17 protein-coding genes are annotated in these 19,129 nt (G+C 70.0%); 6 read left to right on the top strand and 11 right to left on the bottom strand.

Features of this window, described 5'->3' with window-relative positions:
- Positions 1–43: 43 nt before the first annotated feature.
- Positions 44–868: an FTR1 family protein gene (locus P9K36_RS21905; protein ID WP_043351362.1), complete on the top strand. Its 825-nt coding sequence runs from the start codon at positions 44–46 to the stop codon at positions 866–868.
- A gap of 209 nt (positions 869–1,077) precedes the next feature.
- Here P9K36_RS21905 and P9K36_RS21900 read toward each other — a convergent pair whose 3' ends face one another.
- Both P9K36_RS21900 and sseA read right to left on the bottom strand, forming a co-directional pair.
- Positions 1,078–1,554: a hypothetical protein gene (locus tag P9K36_RS21900; protein WP_278305986.1), complete on the bottom strand. Its 477-nt coding sequence runs from the start codon at positions 1,552–1,554 to the stop codon at positions 1,078–1,080.
- Between the two features lie 161 nt (positions 1,555–1,715).
- A complete protein-coding gene (gene sseA, locus P9K36_RS21895) occupies positions 1,716–2,561 on the bottom strand; it encodes a 3-mercaptopyruvate sulfurtransferase (protein WP_111473628.1) in 846 nt (281 codons plus the stop codon).
- 403 nt (positions 2,562–2,964) lie between these two features.
- Between sseA and P9K36_RS21890 the strand changes: the two genes are divergently transcribed.
- Entirely contained in the window at positions 2,965–3,198 is a 234-nt protein-coding gene (locus P9K36_RS21890; RefSeq protein WP_020095642.1) for a GcrA family cell cycle regulator, read from the top strand.
- A gap of 25 nt (positions 3,199–3,223) precedes the next feature.
- Here P9K36_RS21890 and P9K36_RS21885 read toward each other — a convergent pair whose 3' ends face one another.
- The 7 genes from P9K36_RS21885 to cpaB form a co-directional block, all read right to left on the bottom strand.
- A complete protein-coding gene (locus P9K36_RS21885; protein ID WP_043385697.1) occupies positions 3,224–4,201 on the bottom strand; it encodes a type II secretion system F family protein in 978 nt (325 codons plus the stop codon).
- Positions 4,202–4,232: 31 nt separating this feature from the next.
- A complete protein-coding gene (locus P9K36_RS21880; RefSeq protein ID WP_043385699.1) occupies positions 4,233–5,231 on the bottom strand; it encodes a type II secretion system F family protein in 999 nt (332 codons plus the stop codon).
- Positions 5,232–5,235: 4 nt separating this feature from the next.
- Positions 5,236–6,678 (bottom strand): CpaF family protein, encoded by a 1,443-nt coding sequence (locus P9K36_RS21875; RefSeq protein ID WP_043385702.1) that lies wholly within the window; start codon positions 6,676–6,678, stop codon positions 5,236–5,238.
- 57 nt (positions 6,679–6,735) lie between these two features.
- Entirely contained in the window at positions 6,736–7,980 is a 1,245-nt protein-coding gene (locus P9K36_RS21870) for an AAA family ATPase (RefSeq protein WP_043349286.1), read from the bottom strand.
- Positions 7,981–8,055: 75 nt separating this feature from the next.
- Positions 8,056–8,799 carry a CpaD family pilus assembly protein gene (locus P9K36_RS21865; protein WP_182592804.1) on the bottom strand — a complete coding sequence of 248 codons (744 nt, stop codon included), beginning with the start codon at positions 8,797–8,799 and terminating at the stop codon, positions 8,056–8,058.
- 36 nt (positions 8,800–8,835) lie between these two features.
- Complete coding sequence (locus tag P9K36_RS21860) at positions 8,836–10,368, bottom strand: type II and III secretion system protein family protein (protein ID WP_043349287.1); 1,533 nt, start codon at positions 10,366–10,368, stop codon at positions 8,836–8,838.
- A gap of 35 nt (positions 10,369–10,403) precedes the next feature.
- Positions 10,404–11,219, bottom strand: coding sequence for a Flp pilus assembly protein CpaB (gene cpaB, locus P9K36_RS21855; protein WP_043349290.1), 816 nt, complete (start codon positions 11,217–11,219; stop codon positions 10,404–10,406).
- A gap of 258 nt (positions 11,220–11,477) precedes the next feature.
- Here cpaB and P9K36_RS21850 point away from each other — a divergent pair, with 258 nt between their 5' ends.
- Positions 11,478–12,707: an ABC transporter substrate-binding protein gene (locus P9K36_RS21850; protein ID WP_182592805.1), complete on the top strand. Its 1,230-nt coding sequence runs from the start codon at positions 11,478–11,480 to the stop codon at positions 12,705–12,707.
- Between the two features lie 104 nt (positions 12,708–12,811).
- On the opposite strand, the gene P9K36_RS21845 is transcribed toward P9K36_RS21850, so the two are convergent.
- Together P9K36_RS21845 and P9K36_RS21840 are read right to left on the bottom strand one after the other, a co-directional pair.
- Complete coding sequence (locus P9K36_RS21845) at positions 12,812–13,975, bottom strand: iron-containing alcohol dehydrogenase (protein WP_278305983.1); 1,164 nt, start codon at positions 13,973–13,975, stop codon at positions 12,812–12,814.
- An 88-nt stretch (positions 13,976–14,063) separates the two neighbouring features.
- Positions 14,064–14,972 (bottom strand): LysR family transcriptional regulator, encoded by a 909-nt coding sequence (locus tag P9K36_RS21840; RefSeq protein ID WP_043759090.1) that lies wholly within the window; start codon positions 14,970–14,972, stop codon positions 14,064–14,066.
- A 116-nt stretch (positions 14,973–15,088) separates the two neighbouring features.
- On the opposite strand from P9K36_RS21840, the gene P9K36_RS21835 reads away from it, so the two are divergent.
- The 3 genes from P9K36_RS21835 to P9K36_RS21825 all read left to right on the top strand — a co-directional run bounded on the left by P9K36_RS21835 (position 15,089) and on the right by P9K36_RS21825 (position 18,967).
- Positions 15,089–16,567, top strand: a complete 1,479-nt coding sequence (locus tag P9K36_RS21835; protein WP_278305982.1) for a CoA-acylating methylmalonate-semialdehyde dehydrogenase — start codon at positions 15,089–15,091, stop codon at positions 16,565–16,567.
- A 196-nt stretch (positions 16,568–16,763) separates the two neighbouring features.
- Positions 16,764–17,909 (top strand): isobutyryl-CoA dehydrogenase, encoded by a 1,146-nt coding sequence (locus P9K36_RS21830; protein ID WP_043759088.1) that lies wholly within the window; start codon positions 16,764–16,766, stop codon positions 17,907–17,909.
- The gene (locus tag P9K36_RS21825; protein WP_053609918.1) at positions 17,906–18,967 is read left to right on the top strand and encodes an enoyl-CoA hydratase/isomerase family protein; all 1,062 of its coding nucleotides are present in this window, start codon (positions 17,906–17,908) and stop codon (positions 18,965–18,967) included. The genes P9K36_RS21830 and P9K36_RS21825 overlap by 4 nt, the downstream gene beginning before the upstream one ends.
- Positions 18,968–19,129: the final 162 nt, after the last annotated feature.

Here is a 19,129-nt window from a genome sequence, read left to right as displayed (position 1 = left end):
GCGCGCGGTGCTTCACGCTCTCGCATAACCCCTGGAGACCGCCATGATCGGCGCCTTCGTCATCGCCTTCCGCGAAGTCATCGAGGCAGGCCTCATCATCTCCATCGTGCTGGCGGCCACCCGGGGCATCCCGGGCCGGATGCGCTGGGTCCTGCTCGGCGTTGCCGGCGGCCTCGCGGGTGCCGCCCTGGTGGCGCTGTTCGCCGAGAAGATCTCCGATGCCTTCGAGGGCAGCGGGCAGGATATCCTGAACGCCGCGGTCCTGATCGTCGCCGTGCTGCTGCTCGTCTGGCACAACACCTGGATGAGCAAGCACGGCAAGGAACTGGCGGGCGAGCTGCGCGCCGCCGGCGCGGCGGTGCGATCGGGGGAGCGGGAGGCGGCGGCCCTCTCGATCGTGATCGGCGCCGCGATCTTGCGCGAGGGCGCCGAGCTGGTGCTGTTCCTGTATGGCCTCGTGGCCTCGGGCACCTCGGGGGCCGACATCCAGTTCGGCGCCGTCGCCGGCATCGGTGCGGGCGTGCTCCTCTCGGCGGTCACCTATCTCGGCCTCGCCTCGATTCCGAGCCGCTACGTCTTCTCGGTGACGAGCGTGCTGATCATCTTCCTCGCGGCCGGCTTGGCTGCGCAGGCCGCGCAGTTTCTGAGCAATGCCGGCGTGGTGGACGTCCTCGGCCACACCCTGTGGAACAGCTCCGGTTTGATCGCCGAGAATTCCTGGCCCGGCCGCGTCCTGCACGCCCTGGTCGGCTACACGGACCGCCCGACCGCCCTGCAGGGTCTGGTCTACATCGCCACCATCGCGGTGATGATCGGCCTGATGCAATGGAGCGCCGCCGACCAGCGCCGCGCGGTGCGGGCGGCATAGAACGCCGCCCGACCACAGGGCCGCCGGACCGTCGGACAGCGTGATGTGCGGAGACTGTGCGCTGCCCGGCTGACCCGGTCGGGGCAGATCCGGCGCGGGGTGCGGGCGTCCCGGGTCAAGGGGCCACCCGGCTGCGTGTTCTCGACGCGAGGCGACCGGCTCCGCCGCACCGATCGGCGATGCGGCGGAGGGGGATCGGGCTGCGGCCCTCAGGCCGGGGCAGCCCATTTCGCGCGATCGGCCGGCTTCTCCCTGTAGATCGTGCCGCCGAAATCGATGTGCAGTTCCGTGTCGGCCCCCTCGCGCCGGCGCGCCAGCACCTCGAAATGCTTCGGCTTGCGGCGCGGCGCGTCTACGACCATCCAACCCGCCGAGGCCGCCGCCGCGAGGGCATGCGCGGGATCGACGGGGCCATCCGCCCGCTTGGAGCCGGGAGCGTGGTGGGGCTTCTTGTGATGGATCTTCACCGGATCCCGGCCCGCGGCCGAAATCCGTGCGACCTTGATCTCCGAGGGACGGCGCTCGCCCTCCAGGGTCACGTGCAGCCCGCTCGTGATCGGAAACGCGTCCACGCCCTTCGGGCCGAGATCGGCCAGATGTGTCTCGCCGCCCGCCTCGAGGGTGAAACGATGGGCGAAGACGTGCCGGATGGTGCCCGAGAGGGCGGTCGTGTCGTGAAGCGGCATGATTTTCTCCGTGGAGCGCCCAACCGCAGGCGCATTCGATATATCGAAATCTGCCACGAAGGTTTCAAGGACACGATCAGATCGGTCCGGACACGGCGGCAGCCCGCAATGTCCGAGGGCAGGTTCTGGCGGTGCGCCCGCTTCTCAGGCGCCCGTTTTCCTCAGGCGCCCGTCGCGACCGCGCGGGCCGGATCGGCGCCCCATTCCGACCAGGAGCCGTCGTAGAGGCTTCGCGCCGGGCGGCCCATGGTCTCGAGAGCGAGCGCGATGATCGCCGCGGTCACGCCGGAGCCGCAGGTGGTCACGATCGGCCGGTCCGGATCGACGCCGTTCTCGGCGAAGACCGACTTCAATTCCTCCGGGGTCTTCATCCGGCCGTCACGCTGGAGTGCCGCGTAATGCAGATTGCAGGCGCCCGGCATATGCCCCGGTCGGACGCCGGGCCGGGGTTCGGGCTCCTCGCCGCGGAAGCGTGTCGCCGAACGGGCATCGACCACCTGAGCTGACCCGGTTTCCAGCGCCCGCGCCACGTCGTCCGCATCCGCCACCGCGCCGTGATCGAGGCGGGCCGAGAAGTGGCGACGCTCGTGTGGGTGCGGCTCGCCCTCCTCGGTGGGATAGCCTGCCGCGATCCAGGCCGGCAGGCCGCCGTCCAGCACCAGGGCGTCCCGCACGCCGAAGGCCTTGAGCATCCACCAGACGCGCGGAGCCGAGAACAGGCCCTGACCGTCATAGACCACGATCTGCATGCCGTCGCCGACGCCGAGGGCGCGCATCCGGGCGGCGAACACCTCGGGCCGCGGCAGCATGTGCGGCAGGCTCGACTCGGTGTCGCTCATGGCGTCGAGATCGAAGCGGCGGGCGCCGGGAATGTGGGCCGCGCGATATTCGGCCTCGGGGTCCCGGCCTGCGGCCGGCAGGTACCAGGAGGCGTCCAGGACCACGATGTCGGGAGCTTGAAGGCGGTCGTGCAGCCATTCGGGTGACACGAGGGGCGCGTGGGCCATGGTCAGCGGATCCGGCTCTGTTCGCGTTGCAGGCTCACAGAACCACAGGTCGCACCGCGTTGCACGCCCGGGACAGGCTCGGAGGCGAGCGTCCGGCGGATTCGTCAGGCCCGGCCAATGCCAATCGAAGCGATGCGCGAATGCGCCGAGCTACGCATCCCGCACCGTGGTCCGATGCACCCGACGCAGGCTGGTCTTGTTTTAAAGAGCCGTAACCCCAGTTACGACAACATAATGACGCCAATCGCGTCGGTCGTCCGGCCGGCATCGTGTTGGCCGACCCGGGCGCCCCGCTTGCGGATGCGCGCCGGGTCCGTCGCCTGAACGAGACGCGTTCAAACTTCCCTTGTCTGCCGGGGTGCATGATCCACCGAGCAGGATACTTATTGAGCCGATCAACGCCATGAATCAACTCGTCCGTATGTCCCAGATTGGCGACGCCGAGACCGTCGAGGAGCCGTCGGCCGACCTGCGCGTGCCCTTCGCGCAGTCCGGAGCCTTCGTGTGCAAGTACATTATCGGTGAGCCGAACGACCGAGCCGTCTGTTGCGGGGCACCCGTGTCCGACGGCAAGAGCTGGTGCGCCTATCACCGCCGCATCGTGTTCGAGCCGACCCGGCCCGGCCGCATCCGCTGAGCGAAGCGTCTCTTCGTCCCGGCCGTCACTGTGTCCGCATGACCTGGATGACGGCGGGGGTGATGATGACCACGAACAGCACGGGCAGGAAGAACAAGATCATCGGCACGGTGAGTTTGGGCGGCAAGGCGGCCGCCTTTTTCTCGGCCTCGTTCATGCGCAGGTCGCGGCTCTCCTGGCTCAGCACCCGCAGCGCCTGTCCCACCGGCGTGCCGTAGCGCTCCGCCTGGATCAGCGCGGTGGCGACGGATTTCACCGGCTCGAGGCCGGTGCGCAGCACGAGATTCTCGTAGGCCTGCCGCCGGTCGGGCAGAAACGACATCTCGGCGGTCATCAGGGCGAGTTCCTCGGCCAGCACGACCGAGGAGGTGGCGATCTCGGTGCTGACCTTCCGGAAGGCGTTCTCGATCGCCATGCCGGATTCCACGCAGATCAGCGTGAGATCGAGGGCGTCCGGCCACGCCTTTCGGATCTCGGTCTGGCGCTTCTTGGCGGCGTTGACCAGGAACAGCTCCGGCGCCTTGATGCCGGCATAGGCCGCGCCGACCACCAGCCCGAACCGCACGAGGTAGGACGAATCCAGAACCTCGAGCACGAACAGGTAGAACAGGGCCGCGATCACCGAGGCGAGCGGCACGACGAACCGGAAGAACAGGAACGCCGTCTCCGACCCCGGGCCGCGATAGCCTGCCTGCATCAGCATGCGCTTGGCCGTGTCGGTGCCGAGCCAGCGGCGCAGCTGGTACCGCTCGACGATGGACTTCATGTAGGCCTTCGGCTCCACGCGCAGCGTGGCCCGGGTCGCCGGCCCGTCCGCCTTCACCCGCTCGCGCCGCCGGATCTGCTCGCGCTCGTCGCTGACGAGCTTCATCCGCTTGCTGAGCTTGTCGGTTTCCAGGAAGGGCTGCGCCACCGCGTAGGCGGTCGCCGCCGCCGCGACCGCGGTCAGGAGCGTGCCCATGAAGCGGGGATCGAACAGCTTCTCGGCAATGTCTTCGATCATCGGGCGGTATCCGGCAGAGGGCGCACCGCGCCTAGAACTCGAACGCGATCATCTTCTTGATCGTGAATATGCCGATGGACATCCAGATCGCCGCGCCGACCAGGGCGACCTTTCCGGTATCGGTCGTCCAGAGCAGCGAGATGTAGTCGGGGCTGGTCAGGGCGGTGATGCCCGCCACCGCGAAGGGCAGGCAGGCGATGATCGAGGCGGAGGCCTTGGCCTCCATGCTCATCGCCTGGACCTTGCCGCGCATCTTGGCGCGGTCGCGCAGCACCGTGGACAGGTTGTTCAGCGCCTCCGACAGGTTGCCGCCCGACTGCTGCTGGATGTTGATCACGATGGCGAAGAAGTTCACCTCGGCGGTGGGCACCCGCTCGAACAGCCGCGTGCACGCCTCGCCGAGCGACAGGCCCATGGCCTGTGTCTCCACGACGGTCCGGAACTCGCTGCGCACCGGCTCCTCGGCCTCGCGCGAGACCATGCGGAAGCAGTCGCCCACCGGGATGCCGGTTCGGATGCCGCGGACCACCACGTCCACGGCGTTGGGCAGCTCCTTGTTGAATTTCGCGATGCGCTTGAGCCGCAGGTGGCGCAGCAGCCACGCCGGCAGGCCGAAGCCCCCCGCGAAAGCGGCCCCGAGCGCCGCGAGGGCATTGTCGGTGATCACGAAGATCAGCAGCCCGAGGACGCCGCCGCTGGCGGCCGAGATCGTATAGAAGGTCCGCTTCGTCCATCCGAGGCCGGCGCGGGCGAGCTTCAGCTCCACGCTGGCCTTCGAGGCGCCCTTGGCCTTCGCCTCGATCTCGCTCAGCGTCTTGGCGACCTGCTCGCGCCGGTTGACCGCGACGCCCCGGGTCGCCGCGCCGGAGGCGGAGACGCTGATCGACTTCAGACGCTTGTTCGCCCGGCGCTCGCCGCCGAGCAGGGGCAGGACAGCCACGTAGGCGACCGCCGCGACCGCGATGCCGATGAGGCCCGCGGCGAGCGGCAGGTTGGAGGCGCCGGCGGCCGCGGCGGGCAGGTCCGGCATGCGCTCAGCTCCGGTCGATGATCTCGGCGGCGTCGAGCGCCTCGCCGAGCCGCTGTTCCAGGCCGTAGTAGCGGGCCCGCTCCCAGAATTTCGGCCGGCCGACGCCGGTGGAGCGGTGGCGCCCGATCAGCTTGCCGTTCGCGTCCTCCCCGACGATGTCGTAGAGGAAGACGTCCTGCGTGGTGATGACGTCGCCCTCCATCCCGAGCACCTCGGTGATGTGGGTGATGCGCCGCGAGCCGTCGCGCAGGCGCATGGCCTGGATCACCACGTCGATCGAGCCGCAGATCATCTCGCGCAGGGTCCGGGACGGCAGGGTGAACCCGCCCATCGAGATCATCGACTCGATACGCGACAGGCATTCGCGCGGGCTGTTGGCGTGGAGCGTGCCCATCGAGCCGTCGTGACCGGTGTTCATCGCCTGGAGCAGGTCGAAGGCTTCCGGTCCGCGCACCTCGCCGACGATGATCCGCTCCGGCCGCATGCGCAGGCAGTTCTTGACGAGATCGCGCATGGTGACCTGGCCCTGGCCCTCCATGTTGGGCGGCCGCGTCTCCAGGCGGACCACATGGGGCTGCTGGAGCTGCAGCTCGGCCGCGTCCTCGCAGGTGATCACCCGCTCGTCGTGCTCGATGAAGGCGGTCAGGCAGTTCAGCAGCGTGGTCTTGCCCGAGCCCGTGCCGCCCGAGATGACCACGTTGCAGCGCGACTGGCCGATGATCTTGAGAACCTCGGCGCCCTCGGGCGAGATCGCCCCGAAGCGGACGAGCTGCTCCAGGGTCAGCTTGTCCTTCTTGAACTTGCGGATGGTGAGTGCCGGGCCGTCGATGGCCAGCGGCGGCGCGATGACGTTGACGCGGGACCCGTCCGGCAGGCGCGCGTCGCAGATCGGCGAGGCGTCGTCGACGCGCCGGCCCACCTGGCTGACGATCCGCTGGCAGATGTTCATCAACTGCTGGTTGTCGCGGAACCGGACGCTGGTCAGCTGGATCTTGCCGCCGACCTCGATGAAGGTCCGGTGGGCGCCGTTGACCATGATGTCGGCGATGTCGTCGCGGGCGAGCAGCGGTTCCAGCGGGCCGTAGCCGAGGACGTCGTTGCAGATGTCGTCGAGCAGCTCCTCCTGCTCGGAGATCGACAGGACGATGTTCTTGAGCCCGATGATCTCCGTGACGATGTCGCGGATCTCCTCGCGCGCCGTCTCGGCATCGAGGCGCGAGAGCTGCGTCAGGTCGATCGCCTCGATCAGGGCGCCGAAGATCAGACTCTTCGTGCGGTAATAATCCTCGGACCGCGCGGTCTCGACGACGACCGGCGCCGCCGGTGCCGGACGCGCGACCGGAGCCGCCGCATCGCGCAGGACCGGCGTGGCCGGCGCCGGGGTCCGGGCCTGCGGTATCGGCGGGGGGGCCACCGATGTGCCGCCGGCGTGTCGCCTACCGAACATGGGTCAGCCCTCCGACGCTGACCTGCGGAGCCCGTGGGACGAAGGATCGTATCCGCATCAGGATGCCTTGCGGCCGGCGAGCTTGGCGAGCAGCGGCTCGAGCAGGCTCGGACGTCCCCGCCGGCTCTCCGGACGCCCGAGGGTCATGGCGGCCAGATCGTTGAACAGCTCCGCCACCTTCGATCCGGCCTGGATCTCGGCGATCATCTGGCCGTTATTGGCGGCGGTGCCGAACAGCGTCGGCTCGAACGGGATCGACAGGGCGACCGGGGTCTCCAGGGCCTTGGCGAACTCGGCTGTGCCGATCTCGGGCCGCTTCGGTACTCCGACGCCGTTCAGCAGGACGCGGGGGGGCTGGTCGTTCGGGCGCCCGTGCTTCAGCGCGCCGAGAAGGTTCTTGGCGTTGCGCAGGCAGGCGAGATCGGGACCGGCCACGATCAGGATCTCGTCGGCCGCGGTCAGGATGCGCTTCGACCACGCGTTCCACTGATGCGGGATGTCCAGGACCACGCAGGGTACGCTCGCCCGCATGTGCTCGATCAGCGCGTCGAAGGCCGGCTCGGACAGGTCGATGGTCCGGTCGAGGCTCGCCGGCGCCGAGAGCAGGCTCAGGTTGTCGCTGCACTTGGACAGCAGCCGCTCCACCAGGGCGGAATCCAGCCGCTCGGGGGCGAAGACCGCTTCGGCGATGCCCTGCGGCGGATCTTGGTTGAAGTTCAGCGAGGCGGTGCCGAAGGCGATGTCGAGATCGGCGATCACCGTCTGGACGCCTTGGTTCCGGGCAACCGACCACGCGAAATTGTGCGCCACCGTGGAGGCGCCGATGCCGCCTTTCACGCCGTAGACCGCCACGGTCCGTCCCACCGGCTTGACGCCCGGAGCGGTGAACAGGTCGGAGATCGCCGCGATCAGCGTCAGGGGCTCGACCGGCACCATGAGGTAGTCGGACACCCCGCGCTGGATCAGCTGCCGGTAGAGCATCACGTCGTTGAGGTGGCCGATCACCACGACGCGGGTGCCCTCGTCGCAGACCTCGGCCAGGGCATCGAGGCACTCGATCGGCTTCGAGCGCGCGCCTTGGATCTCGATGATGATGACGTTGGGCGTCGGCGCGTGCCGATAGGCCTCGATCGCGGCGGCGCCGCCGCCCATCCGGACCTTGACCTGCGCCTTCTGCATGCGCCGGTCGAGGGCTGCGCCCTCGATCATCGCGGCGGTCTCGCCGGTCTCGCAGAATGCCTGGATGGTGATCCGGGGCACCGGGGCGATCGTGCGCTCGCTCGTCTCGGACAGGTCTGCCATGACGGCGCTTTCGGGTTCGCGTTCGGGGCGCGGCGTCGGGGAGCGGCGGGGCTGCCCGTCCCAACGCCGGCTGTCTCAGTTGGTGACTTGGGACTTCACGGCGGTCTGCCCATCTTGCCGCCATGTGGTTGACGGATCCTTGCCGTCCCGCAATTGCCCGATGTCCCGGACGCGCTTGACCGTATCGATCCGACCCTCGGGGCGGCCGCGCACGAGGTCGACCGGATCTGCGACCTGGGCGGCGACGTTGGACTGCGTGGCGCAGCCCAGGTTCCAGCTCGGCTGGTTGCTGTAATCGTAGGCGAAGCTTCGGGTCCCGAGATCCTGAGGCCAGAGGCCGCAGGCGTCGGACACCTTGGCCTGCATGCGCTGGAAGCTCAGCCGGATCGGCGCGGCGAGGGTCGGGGCGGTGACCACGTAGCCGGTGACGGTGATCTCGCGGACGCCGATGCCGTTCTGCGTCCCGAACCGGCCGAGCACCGAGGCGGTCCGCTGGACGGCGGCCACTTGGTTGGGCGGGACGCCCTGCGGAACCTCCATCAGCAGGGCGCCGCGGCCGTACCGGCGGTATTCGAGCATGAAGGCATCGACATCGGCCGCCTGGCGCGGATCCAGATGCCCCACGCCGGTGGGGAACACGTCGAGGTTGCGGGCCCCGTCCGTCAGGACGATCGGGTGGCGTGCGCGGTAATCCGTCACGTCGATCCCGCCGGTGGTGGCGGGATCGCTCTTGCAGGCCGCCGCGAGGGTGCCCAGCGCGCAGGCGGCGAGCAGGCTCGCGGCGCGGCGCGGCAGGGTGGGCGGGGGACGTCCGGTCATGGTTCCGATCCTGGGGCGCGGCGGTGACGCGGGGCGCTACTCGACGATGAAGCCGACGCGGCCGCGATAGGTGCGTCCGAGCGGCGGCGCGGCGGCCGCCCCGGGGGAGGCGACCTTGCCGTAGAGCCGGTTGATCTGGCCGAGCAGCACCGCCTGGCCGTCGGTGGAATCGACGAAGTTGTCGTCCGGCCGGCTCACCTGCTTCGGTTCCATCGTCCGGGCGATGTAGGGGGTGCACATGATCATCAGCTCCGTCTCCTGGCGCTGGTAGTCGCGGGAGCGGAACAGCGCGCCGAGGATCGGAAGATTGATCAGGCCGGGCAGGCCGGAGATCGCCTGCTTGTTCACCTGCTGGATCAGGCCGGCGGTCATCATCACGCCGCCCGAGGGCAGCTCGACGGTGGTCTCGGAGCGCCGCACCCGGGTGCCCGGCACCGCGACCGAGTTGTTCCCGACGACGTAGGTGAAGTTCTGCTGTGGATCGATCTCGGTCACGTCCGTTGCGACGCGGATCGAGATGCGGTTGTCGGCGAGCACCACCGGCGTGAACGACAGGGCGACGCCGTAGGGCTTGTAGGTGATGCCGGGGGTGCACACGCCGCCCACCGTGCAGGCGGCCGAGGATGGCACCGGGAACTCGCCGCCGGCCAGGAACTTCGCGGCCTCCCCGGAGATGGCGGTGAGCGTCGGCTCGGCCAGGATCCGCGAGACGCCCGCCTGCTCGAAGGCCTTCAGGGTTGCCTGGAGCGAGAAGCCGCCCGACTGGATCGAGGCCTGGATCTGGTTGCCGCTCGGAGCCGATGGGTTGATCGGGAACGGCAGGTTGTTGATCAGCGCCGGTGACGTCGCGGAACCGAGCGGGTTCAGCGCCGACCAGTTGCCGGTCATGTTGATCCCGAACTGCTTCAGGACGTTGCGCGACACCTCCACCACGGTGACGCGGAGCATCACCTGGTCCTTGTTGCGGATCGTGAGGTTGTTGATCACGGCGCCGCGCGCGCCCGCGGTGACACCGCCGCTCGGTGCCCCCGCGGCCCCCGCCGCGCCCCCGCCGCCCAGCCCCACGAACGCATTGGCGATGTCGATCGCCTGCTGCGCGTCCGCGGAGGAATTCACCGACCCCGAGAGCAGCACCGAGGCCCCCGAGGAGCGCACGTCGAAGCGCCCGCCCGGGATGCTCTGGCCGAGCAACTCGCGCAGGGTCCCGAGGTTGAGATCCCGCGCCACCGACACGTCGAGGGCGGCGATCTGGCGGCCCTCGGCATCCATGATGAAGATCGAGGTCGCGCCGTCGGCCATGCCGATCACGAAGACCTTGCGGGTCGAGCGAACCACGGCGTTGGCCACGGCGGGGTTGGCCACGAACACCTCCTTGGCGTCCCGCGGCAGGTCGACGATCACGGAGCGGCCGGCGGTCAGCTCGACCCGCCGGGTCGAGGCGGATTCCGCGGCGCCGACCGTCAGGATCGGCGCGGGACCGAAGGTCTGGCGGTCCTGCGCGGGGGCCGGTCCGGACAGGACGGCCAGCAGGGCGAGGGCGCCGGCCGCGCGGCCGGCGGGGCGGCCCATCGGGCGCGGGTGGGGGGACGGAGCGGTCATGGCGATCACGGCGTCTGCTGCCGCGCGACGCCGAAGCGCACCACGGTCAAGGCGGGTTCGGGCATCTGCGCCACGGACGCATCGGCCAGCGGCGTGGCTTCGGGCGGCCGCCCGGCATCGGCGAGGCTGCGCAGCGAAAGGGTGAGGGCGCCGACCTTCTGGGCCAGCGCCAGGGTCTCGGCCTGCGCGGGCGTGACGGCCAGCGTCGCGGTCTCGCCGGTGACTACGTTGGTGCCGTTCTTCTCCTGAACCAGCTGCCCGATCGCGAGGACGCGGATGTCGGTGAGGATCGTCTGGGAGAGCTGCACGTCGCTGTTGTTGGCCCGCGAATTGGACTCGTCGCGGAATGTGCGGATCACGTCGACGCGGTCGTTCGGGAGGATGAAGCCGCCGGCCGAGTTGGTGCCGCGGCTGTCGGTGACGATGGCGACGGCGCGCATGCCGGCCGGCAGGATCGCCGCCATGAATCCGCTCTCCGGGCGCACGAGCTTCTGCGCGCGGATCGGCTCGCCCGCCAGGAAGCCTGCGCGCACCGAGGCGCCCACGGTCTCCTCGAGGGCCTTGGGGTTGATCTTGCGGGTCACGTAGCCTGCCGTCACGGCGCTGTCCGGCCAGGGTTGCCAGCGCAGATCCGCGGCCCGGAGAACCTGACCCATGGGCATGTCGATGGCGGCCACGAGCACGTCGGTCATCGGTTGCGGCGGCGCCTCGGCCTTCGGCGGCGGAGGCGGCGGTGGCGGATCGCCGCCGCTCATCAGGAAGGCCGCCCCGGTTCCCGCCGCGAGGGCGATACCGAGGACGGCGAAACGGGCTGGGTTCATCGCATCGCCACGCGCCGGAGACGGCCGAATTGCCGTCCATGACCCGAACCTGCGCGGGGATTCGTGTAATTATGGTTAAGGTATTATAACCTCGGGCGTTGTCGCCGGTCCGGAAACGGGGCGCCCGAGAAGCGCGTCACAATCCGCAGGATCCTTCAGCATCCGCCCGAACTCGGCCGTGGTGCATCACCGCTTCGTGACCTATCGTGCCACCGGAACCGCCTCAGAAGCGGGCGCTCGGGCGAACCGGGGGGAAACATGATCAGGACATTCGGCAGCGCGGTTTTGGTGGCTGCCCTCGCGGGGACCGCACTCGGCTCCGTACCGGCGGCCGCGCAGGGGACCTTCTCGGACAATGCGGTCCGGATCGGCATCCTCAACGACCAATCCGGCCTCTACGCGGAGTATGGCGGTCAGGGCTCGGTCGAGGCCGCCCGCATGGCGGTGGAGGACATGGGCGGCAAGATCGGCAGCGTGCCGATCGAGATCCTCTCGTCCGACCACCAGAACAAGCCCGACATCGCCTCGGCGATCGCCCGGCAATGGTACGACCGCGACAATGTCGACGCGATCATGGAGCTGACCACATCCTCGGTGGCGCTGGCGGTCCAGGGCCTGTCCAGGGAAAAGAAGAAGATCACCATCACCACCGGAGCGGCCACCAGCGACCTCACCGGCAAGGCCTGCACGCCCTACGGCTATCACTGGGCCTTCGACACGCGGGCGTTGGCGGTGGGCACCGGCGGCGCGCTGACCCGCGCGGGCGGCGACACGTGGTTCTTCCTCACCGCCGACTACGCCTTCGGCTCGGCGCTGGAGGCTGACACCAGCAAGGTGGTGCTCGCCAACGGCGGCAAGGTGTTGGGCAGCGTCCGGCACCCGCTCTCGAACCAGGACTTCTCGTCCTTCCTGCTCCAGGCGCAGGGCTCGAAGGCCAAGGTGATCGGGCTCGCCAATGCCGGGCTCGACACCTCGAACGCGATCAAGCAGGCCGCGGAGTACGGCATCGTCGAAGGCGGCCAGAAGCTCGCGGCCCTGCTGTTCACCCTCTCGGAGGTGCACGGGCTCGGCCTGAAGGTCGCGCAGGGCCTGACGCTCACCGAGGGCTGGTACTGGGACGCCAACGATGAGACCCGGGCCTTCGGCCAGCGCTACATGAAGCGCACCGGCCGGATGCCCAACATGATCCAGGCCGGCACCTACTCGGCGGTCCTGTCCTACCTGAAGGCCGTCAAGGCGGCCGGCACCGACGAGACGGATGCGGTCAACGCCAAGCTCAAGGCGCTGCCGGTGGACGACGTCTTCGCCCATGGCGGGATCGTCCAGCCGAACGGCCGCATGGTGCACGACATGTACCTGTTCGAGGTCAAGAAGCCGGCCGAGTCGAAGGGCCCGTGGGATCTCTACCGGCAGCTCGCCACGATCCCCGGCAAGGAGGCCTTCGCGTCCCCGGCCGAGAGCGGCTGCCCGCTGACGGCGGCGAAGTAGGGTTTAGGACTCGTCGAACACCGCGCTGTGCGAGCCGATCCGAGCGCCAAGGCGGCGCTCGGATCACCGGCCTCGCGCCGCCTTGGCGCTCGCAACGAACCCTCTCACCCCGCCCAGACGCGCCGGTACAGCGCCACGATCTCGTCGGCGCTGGGCTCCAGCGGGTTGTTGGCCGGGGAGCCGGAGGCCAGCGCCTGGGCCGCCATGGTGGGAAGCAGCGCCTCCCAGCGGGCCGGGTCGATCCCGTATTCCTGCGGCCCCGGCACGTCGAGGTCGTCGTTGAGCGCCTCCAGTTCCGACACCAGGGCCGAGACCGCGGACCGGTCGTCGGTGTCCGGCCCGGCGATCTTCATGGCGCGGGCGCAGGCCGCGTAGCGGTCGATGGCGGCCGGGGCCGAGAAGGCCGTGACCGCCGGCAGCAGCATCGCGTTCGAGAGCCCGTGGGCCACGTGGAAATGCGCCCCGATCGGCCGGCTCATGCCGTGGACCAGCGCCACCGAGGCGTTCGAGAAGGCGATGCCCGCCTGGGTGGCCCCGAGCATCATCGCCTCCCGGGCCGCCCGATCGCCCGGATCGGTCCAGACCCGCCGCAGGTTCGGGGCGATCAGGCCCATCGCCTGAAGTGCCAGCCCGTCCGAGAACATGTTCGCCTTGCGCGAGACGTAGGCCTCGATGGCATGGGTCAGCGCGTCGATGCCGGTATCCGCCGTGAGCCGCTTGGGCTTGGTGAGCGTCAGCTCGTAATCCACCAGCGCCGCCACCGGCAGGTAGGCGAGCCCGATGCACAGCATCTTCTCGTCCGAGGCCTCGTCGGTCACGATGGTGAAGCGCGTCGCCTCCGAGCCGGTGCCCGCGGTGGTGGGGATCGCCACGATCGGCAGGCCGGGCTCGTCCTGCTGACGGGGCGCCTTGTAGTCGCGCATGTGGCCGCCGTGGCGGGCGAGCACCGCCACCGCCTTGGCGGTGTCCATCGGGCTGCCGCCGCCGAAGCCGACCACGCAGTCGAACTCGCCGGCCTTGAGCGCGGCGAGCGCCGCCTCCACGGAGGCGACGGTCGGGTCCGGCACGGTCTCGGAGAAGATCGTGGCCTTGGCGCCCGCCTTGGTCAGCCGTTCCAGCAGCGTGTCGGTGCGTCCGCTGCCGGCGAGGTAGGGGTCGGTGACCACGAAGGGCCGCGACAGGCCGAGCTGGCCGAGCACCTCCGGCAGGAGCCGCGAGGCGCCGGCGCCGACGCGCATCAGCCGGGGCAGGGCGATCGAGGCGACCATCTCTTGATCCTTCCACCCGGCGCGTGACCTGACCTGCCGGAGCCGGCCGATCTTACGGCGCCGGCGGATTCCGCGAAACCGTCCCGGCTTACACCGCCGGCCCGGCGAACAGCGCCCCCGCGGCCTTCACCTCTCCGGCGATGAACCCCGCCACGGCGCGGATATGGGCCGCCTTCCGGTGGTCCTCGTGGATGTGCATGTGGAACGAGCGCGTCAGCGAGACCGCCTCCGGCAGCACCGGCACGAGGCCGGGATGCGCCGCCGCGATGAAGGCCGGCAGGATGCACAGGCCGGCTCCGCCGAGCGTCGCGTGGACCTGGGCCAGGAGGTTGGTCGAGCGCAGCCGCGCCGAGACCGCGGGGCCGAGTGCCCCGAGGTAGTTCAACTCGCGGGTGAACAGCATGTCTTCAATGTAGCCGACGAACGGATGGGCCGGCAGGTCCGCGAGTTCGGCGATCGGGGGCGCGGCCGCGCGGTAGGATTCGGCCGCGTAGACGAACAGCCGGTAATCGGTGAGCCGGCGTGCCACCACCCGGGCCTGCTGCGGGCCGGAGAGGCTGATCACGATGTCGGCCTCGCGCTTGGACAGGCTGAAGATCCGGGCGGTGGCCATGATCTCCACCTCCAGCCCCGGATGGCGGGCGGTGAGCCGGTGCATCCGGGGGGCGAGGAACACGCTGCCGAAGCCGTCCGGCGCGCCGATCCGCACCGTGCCGGAGACCGTCTGGGCCGCCCCCGTGGCGGCGCTCGCCGACAGGAACGCGCTCTCCATGGCCTCGGCGACGCCCAGCAGGTTCGCCCCGTCCTCGGTGAGCGCGTAGCCGAGATTGCTGCGATGGAACAGGCGGGCGCCGAGACCCTCCTCCAGGGCGCGGATCCGCCGGCCGACCGTGGTGTGCTCGGTGCCGGTGCGAGCTCCGGCGGCGCTCAGGGTCCCGGTCCGCGCCACCGCGAGGAAGAAGCGCAGGTCGTCCCAGTTGGGCCCCGTCCTGGCCATGGCCGCACTCCCGCTGTGCATCGATGCACGACGGCTGTAAGCGCATCCGGCTTTATCGCTCAAGGGATCCTGTTAGGGTGCATCAAAATCAAACGCATCATCACAGGGAGGCGCGCATGCGCACGATCGGGCACTTCATCGGCGGCCGGGCTGTCGGCGGCGAGAGCGGGCGGTTCGCCGACGTGTTCCATCCCTCGACCGGCGAGGTCCAGGCCAAGGTGGCGCTGGCCAGCAAGGCCGAGATGCGCGCCGCCGTCGAGAACGCGGCAGCGGCCCAGCCGGCCTGGGCGGCCACCAACCCGCAGAAGCGCGCCCGGGTGATGATGCGCGCCGAGAACGATTCCCTGGCTGAGCTTCTCGCCTCCGAGCACGGCAAGACCGTGCCGGACGCCAAGGGCGACATCCAGCGCGGCGTCGAGGTGGTGGAGTTCGCCTGCGGGATCCCGCACCTGCTCAAGGGCGAGTACACGGAGGGCGCCGGGCCCGGCATCGACGTCTACTCCTTGCGCCAGCCGCTGGGCGTGGTCGCCGGCATCACGCCGTTCAACTTCCCGGCCATGATCCCGCTGTGGAAATGCGCCCCGGCGATCGCCTGCGGCAACGCCTTCATCCTGAAGCCGTCCGAGCGCGACCCGAGCGTGCCGATCCGCATCGCCGAGATCTTCCTGGAGGCGGGCCTGCCGCCCGGCATCCTCAACGTCGTGAACGGCGACAAGGAAGCGGTCGACGCGATCCTGGATGATGAGGACATCAAGGCGGTGGGCTTCGTCGGCTCGTCGCACATCGCCGAGTACATCTACGTGCGCGCCGCCGAGACCGGGAAGCGTGCGCAGTGCTTCGGCGGCGCCAAGAACCACATGATCATCATGCCGGACGCCGACATGGGCCAGGCGGTCGACGCGCTGATCGGCGCCGGCTACGGCTCGGCCGGCGAGCGCTGCATGGCGATCTCGGTGGCGGTGCCGGTGGGCGAGAAGACCGCCGACCGGCTGATGGAGAAGCTGATCCCGCGGGTCGAGTCGCTCAAGATCGGTCCGTCGCATGACGGCTCGGCCGATTACGGCCCCCTGGTCACCGCCGAGGCGGTCCGGAAGGTCGCGGGCTACATCGACCAGGGCGTCTCCGAGGGCGCCGAGCTCGTGGTCGACGGCCGCGGCTTCAAGCTCCAGGGCTACGAGAACGGCTTCTACATGGGCGGCTCGCTGTTCGACCGCGTGACCCCCGACATGACCATCTACAAGGAAGAGATCTTCGGCCCGGTGCTCTCGGTCGTGCGGGCGAAGGATTACGAGGAGGCGCTGGCCCTGCCCTCGACCCACCAGTACGGCAACGGCGTCGCGATCTTCACCCAGGACGGCGACGCGGCCCGGGACTTCACCGCTCGGGTCAATGTCGGCATGGTCGGCGTCAACGTGCCGATCCCGGTCCCGATCGCCTACCACACCTTCGGCGGCTGGAAGCGCTCGGGCTTCGGCGACCTGAACCAGCACGGGCCGGACTCGATCCGCTTCTATACGAAGACCAAGACCGTGACGCAGCGCTGGCCGAGCGGCATCAAGAGCGGGGCGGAATTCTCGATCCCGACGATGCGGTAGGCCGCGACGGTCCAAGGATGGGGCGCGGGTCCCTCTCCCGTGCGGGAGAGAGACAGGGTGAGGGGCGGGGACTCTCCGGAAAGACCTGATCCCTCACTCCAACCCTCTCCCGCACGGGAGAGGGGGCACGTCGCGCATCGTGGCAGCGGATGTGCGAGCCCCGTGCAGTTGGGTGGCGAACGAGAGGAAGTGCCCAATGAGTTTCGGGCTCGACGAGGACCGGATCGCGATCCGCGAGATGGCACAGGGCTTCGCAGCCGAGCACATCGCCCCCCACGCCCTCGACTGGGACCGCGACAAGACCTTCCCGGTCGAGACCCTGCGGGCGGCCGCCGCCCTCGGCATGGCGGGAATCTACGTCCGCGAGGATCTCGGCGGCTCCGGCCTCTCCCGCCTCGACGCGACCCTGATCTTCGAGGCGCTCAGCACCGGCTGCCCGACCGTGGCGGCGTTCCTGTCGATCCACAACATGTGCGCCTGGATGATCGACGCCTACGGCGACGATGACCAGCGCCGGCGCTGGATCCCGTCCCTGATGGGGATGGAGCGGATCGCCAGCTACTGCCTGACCGAGCCGGGCTCGGGCTCCGACGCGGCGGCGCTCCGCACCCGCGCCGAGCGCGACGGCGACCATTACGTCCTCACCGGCGAGAAGCAGTTCATCTCGGGGGCCGGTGCCAGCGACCTCTACGTCTGCATGGTCCGCACCGGCGAGGCCGGCCCGGCCGGCATCTCGGCCATCGTGGTGGAGAAGGGGACGCCCGGCCTCTCCTTCGGGGCCGACGAGCGCAAGATGGGCTGGAACGCCCAGCCGACCCGCGCCGTACGCTTCGACGGCTGCCGCGTGCCGGTGGCCAACCGCCTGGGCGCCGAGGGCCAGGGGTTCCGCATCGCCATGAGCGGCCTCGACGGCGGGCGGCTCAACATCGCCGCCTGCTCCCTCGGGGGCGCCCAGGCGGCCCTCGACAAGGCGCTCGCCTATATGGGCGACCGGCGCGCCTTCGGGGCGAAGCTCACCGATTTCCAGGCCCTGCAGTTCCGGCTTGCCGACATGGCGACCAGCCTGGAGGTCTCGCGCACCTTCCTGCGCCACGCGGCCTCCGCCCTCGACGCCAAGGATCCCGCCGCCACCCAGCTCTGCGCCATGGCCAAGCGCCACGTCACCGACGCGGCCTTCGCGGTGGCGAACGACGCGCTCCAGCTCCACGGCGGCTACGGCTACCTCGCCGAGTACGGGGTGGAGAAGATCGTCCGGGATCTGCGCGTGCACCAGATCCTCGAAGGCACCAACGAGATCATGCGGGTGATCATCGCCCGCGCGCTGACCGGAGACCGCCGATGACCGACGTGATCGTCGAGCGGGTCGGCGCCCTGGGGCGCCTGCGCCTCGACCGCCCGAAGGCCCTGAACGCTCTGACCCACGGCATGGTCGGCACGATCGATCGGGCCCTCGATGAGTTCTCCGCCGATCCCGGCATCGCGGCGGTGCTGCTCACCGGGGAGGGGGAGCGGGGGCTGTGCGCCGGCGGCGACCTGCGCGGCCTCTACGAGAGCGACGGCACGCCCTTCGCCGAATCCTTCTGGCGGGACGAGTACCGCCTCGACGCCCGCATCGCCCAGTACGAGAAGCCCTTCGTGGCGGTGATGGACGGCATCACCATGGGCGGCGGGGTCGGCCTGTCGGGTCATGCCGCCCACCGGATCGTCACCGAGCGCTCGCGCATCGCCATGCCGGAGACCGGGATCGGCTATCTGCCGGATGTCGGCGGCACGTGGCTCCTGCCCCGCGCGCCCGGCGAGCTCGGCACCTATCTCGGCCTGACCGGCGAGCCGGTCGGTGCCGCCGACGCGATCCTGTGCGGGTTGGCCGACGCGATGGTGCCGTCCCGGGCCCTTCCCGATCTCCTCGACGCGCTCTCGGCCCTGGCGCCGGATGCCGGCGACGCGGGCGTGCGGGACCTGATCGGGCGTCTCGCCCGGGAACCGGATCCGGCGCCCCTGGCCGCACACCGGAGCATGATCGACCGCTGCTTCGCCTTCGACATGGTCGACGAGATCCTGGCGGCGCTGGCGGCCGACGGCTCGGATTTCGCGGCGGCGACCCGCGACATCCTGCTGACGAAGTCGCCGTCGAGCCTCGTCCTGACGCTCTGCCTGCTGCGCCTCGGGCGCGGCGCGCCGAGCCTGGAGGCCTGCCTGGAACGCGAGTTCCACGCGTCCCTGGCGGTGCTGGACGAGGGCGATTTCCGCGAGGGCATCCGCGCCGCTGTGATCGACAAGGACAAGACCCCGCGCTGGAACCCGCCGAGCCTTGACGCGGTCGATCCGGCCCGGATCGCCCGCTGGCTGGAGAAGCGGGCGGCGCCGGTCTTTCCAGAATCGCGCACTGGGGCGGTGTGATGAAGCTTCGTCTTCTCCCACTCATCCCCTCATCCTGAGGCGCCGGAGCGCAGCGGAGGCCTCGAAGAAGGGCTCCAGGGATTGCGGCGTGTTCTGGAGCCCTCCTTCGAAGCCCGCTGACGCGGGCACCTCAGGATGAGGGCGAGGGTGGGACAGGCGATA

This window comes from Methylobacterium sp. 391_Methyba4 (assembly GCF_029691625.1).
Taxonomy (GTDB): domain Bacteria; phylum Pseudomonadota; class Alphaproteobacteria; order Rhizobiales; family Beijerinckiaceae; genus Methylobacterium; species Methylobacterium fujisawaense.
This window is presented reverse-complemented; position numbering and strand designations above follow the sequence as displayed.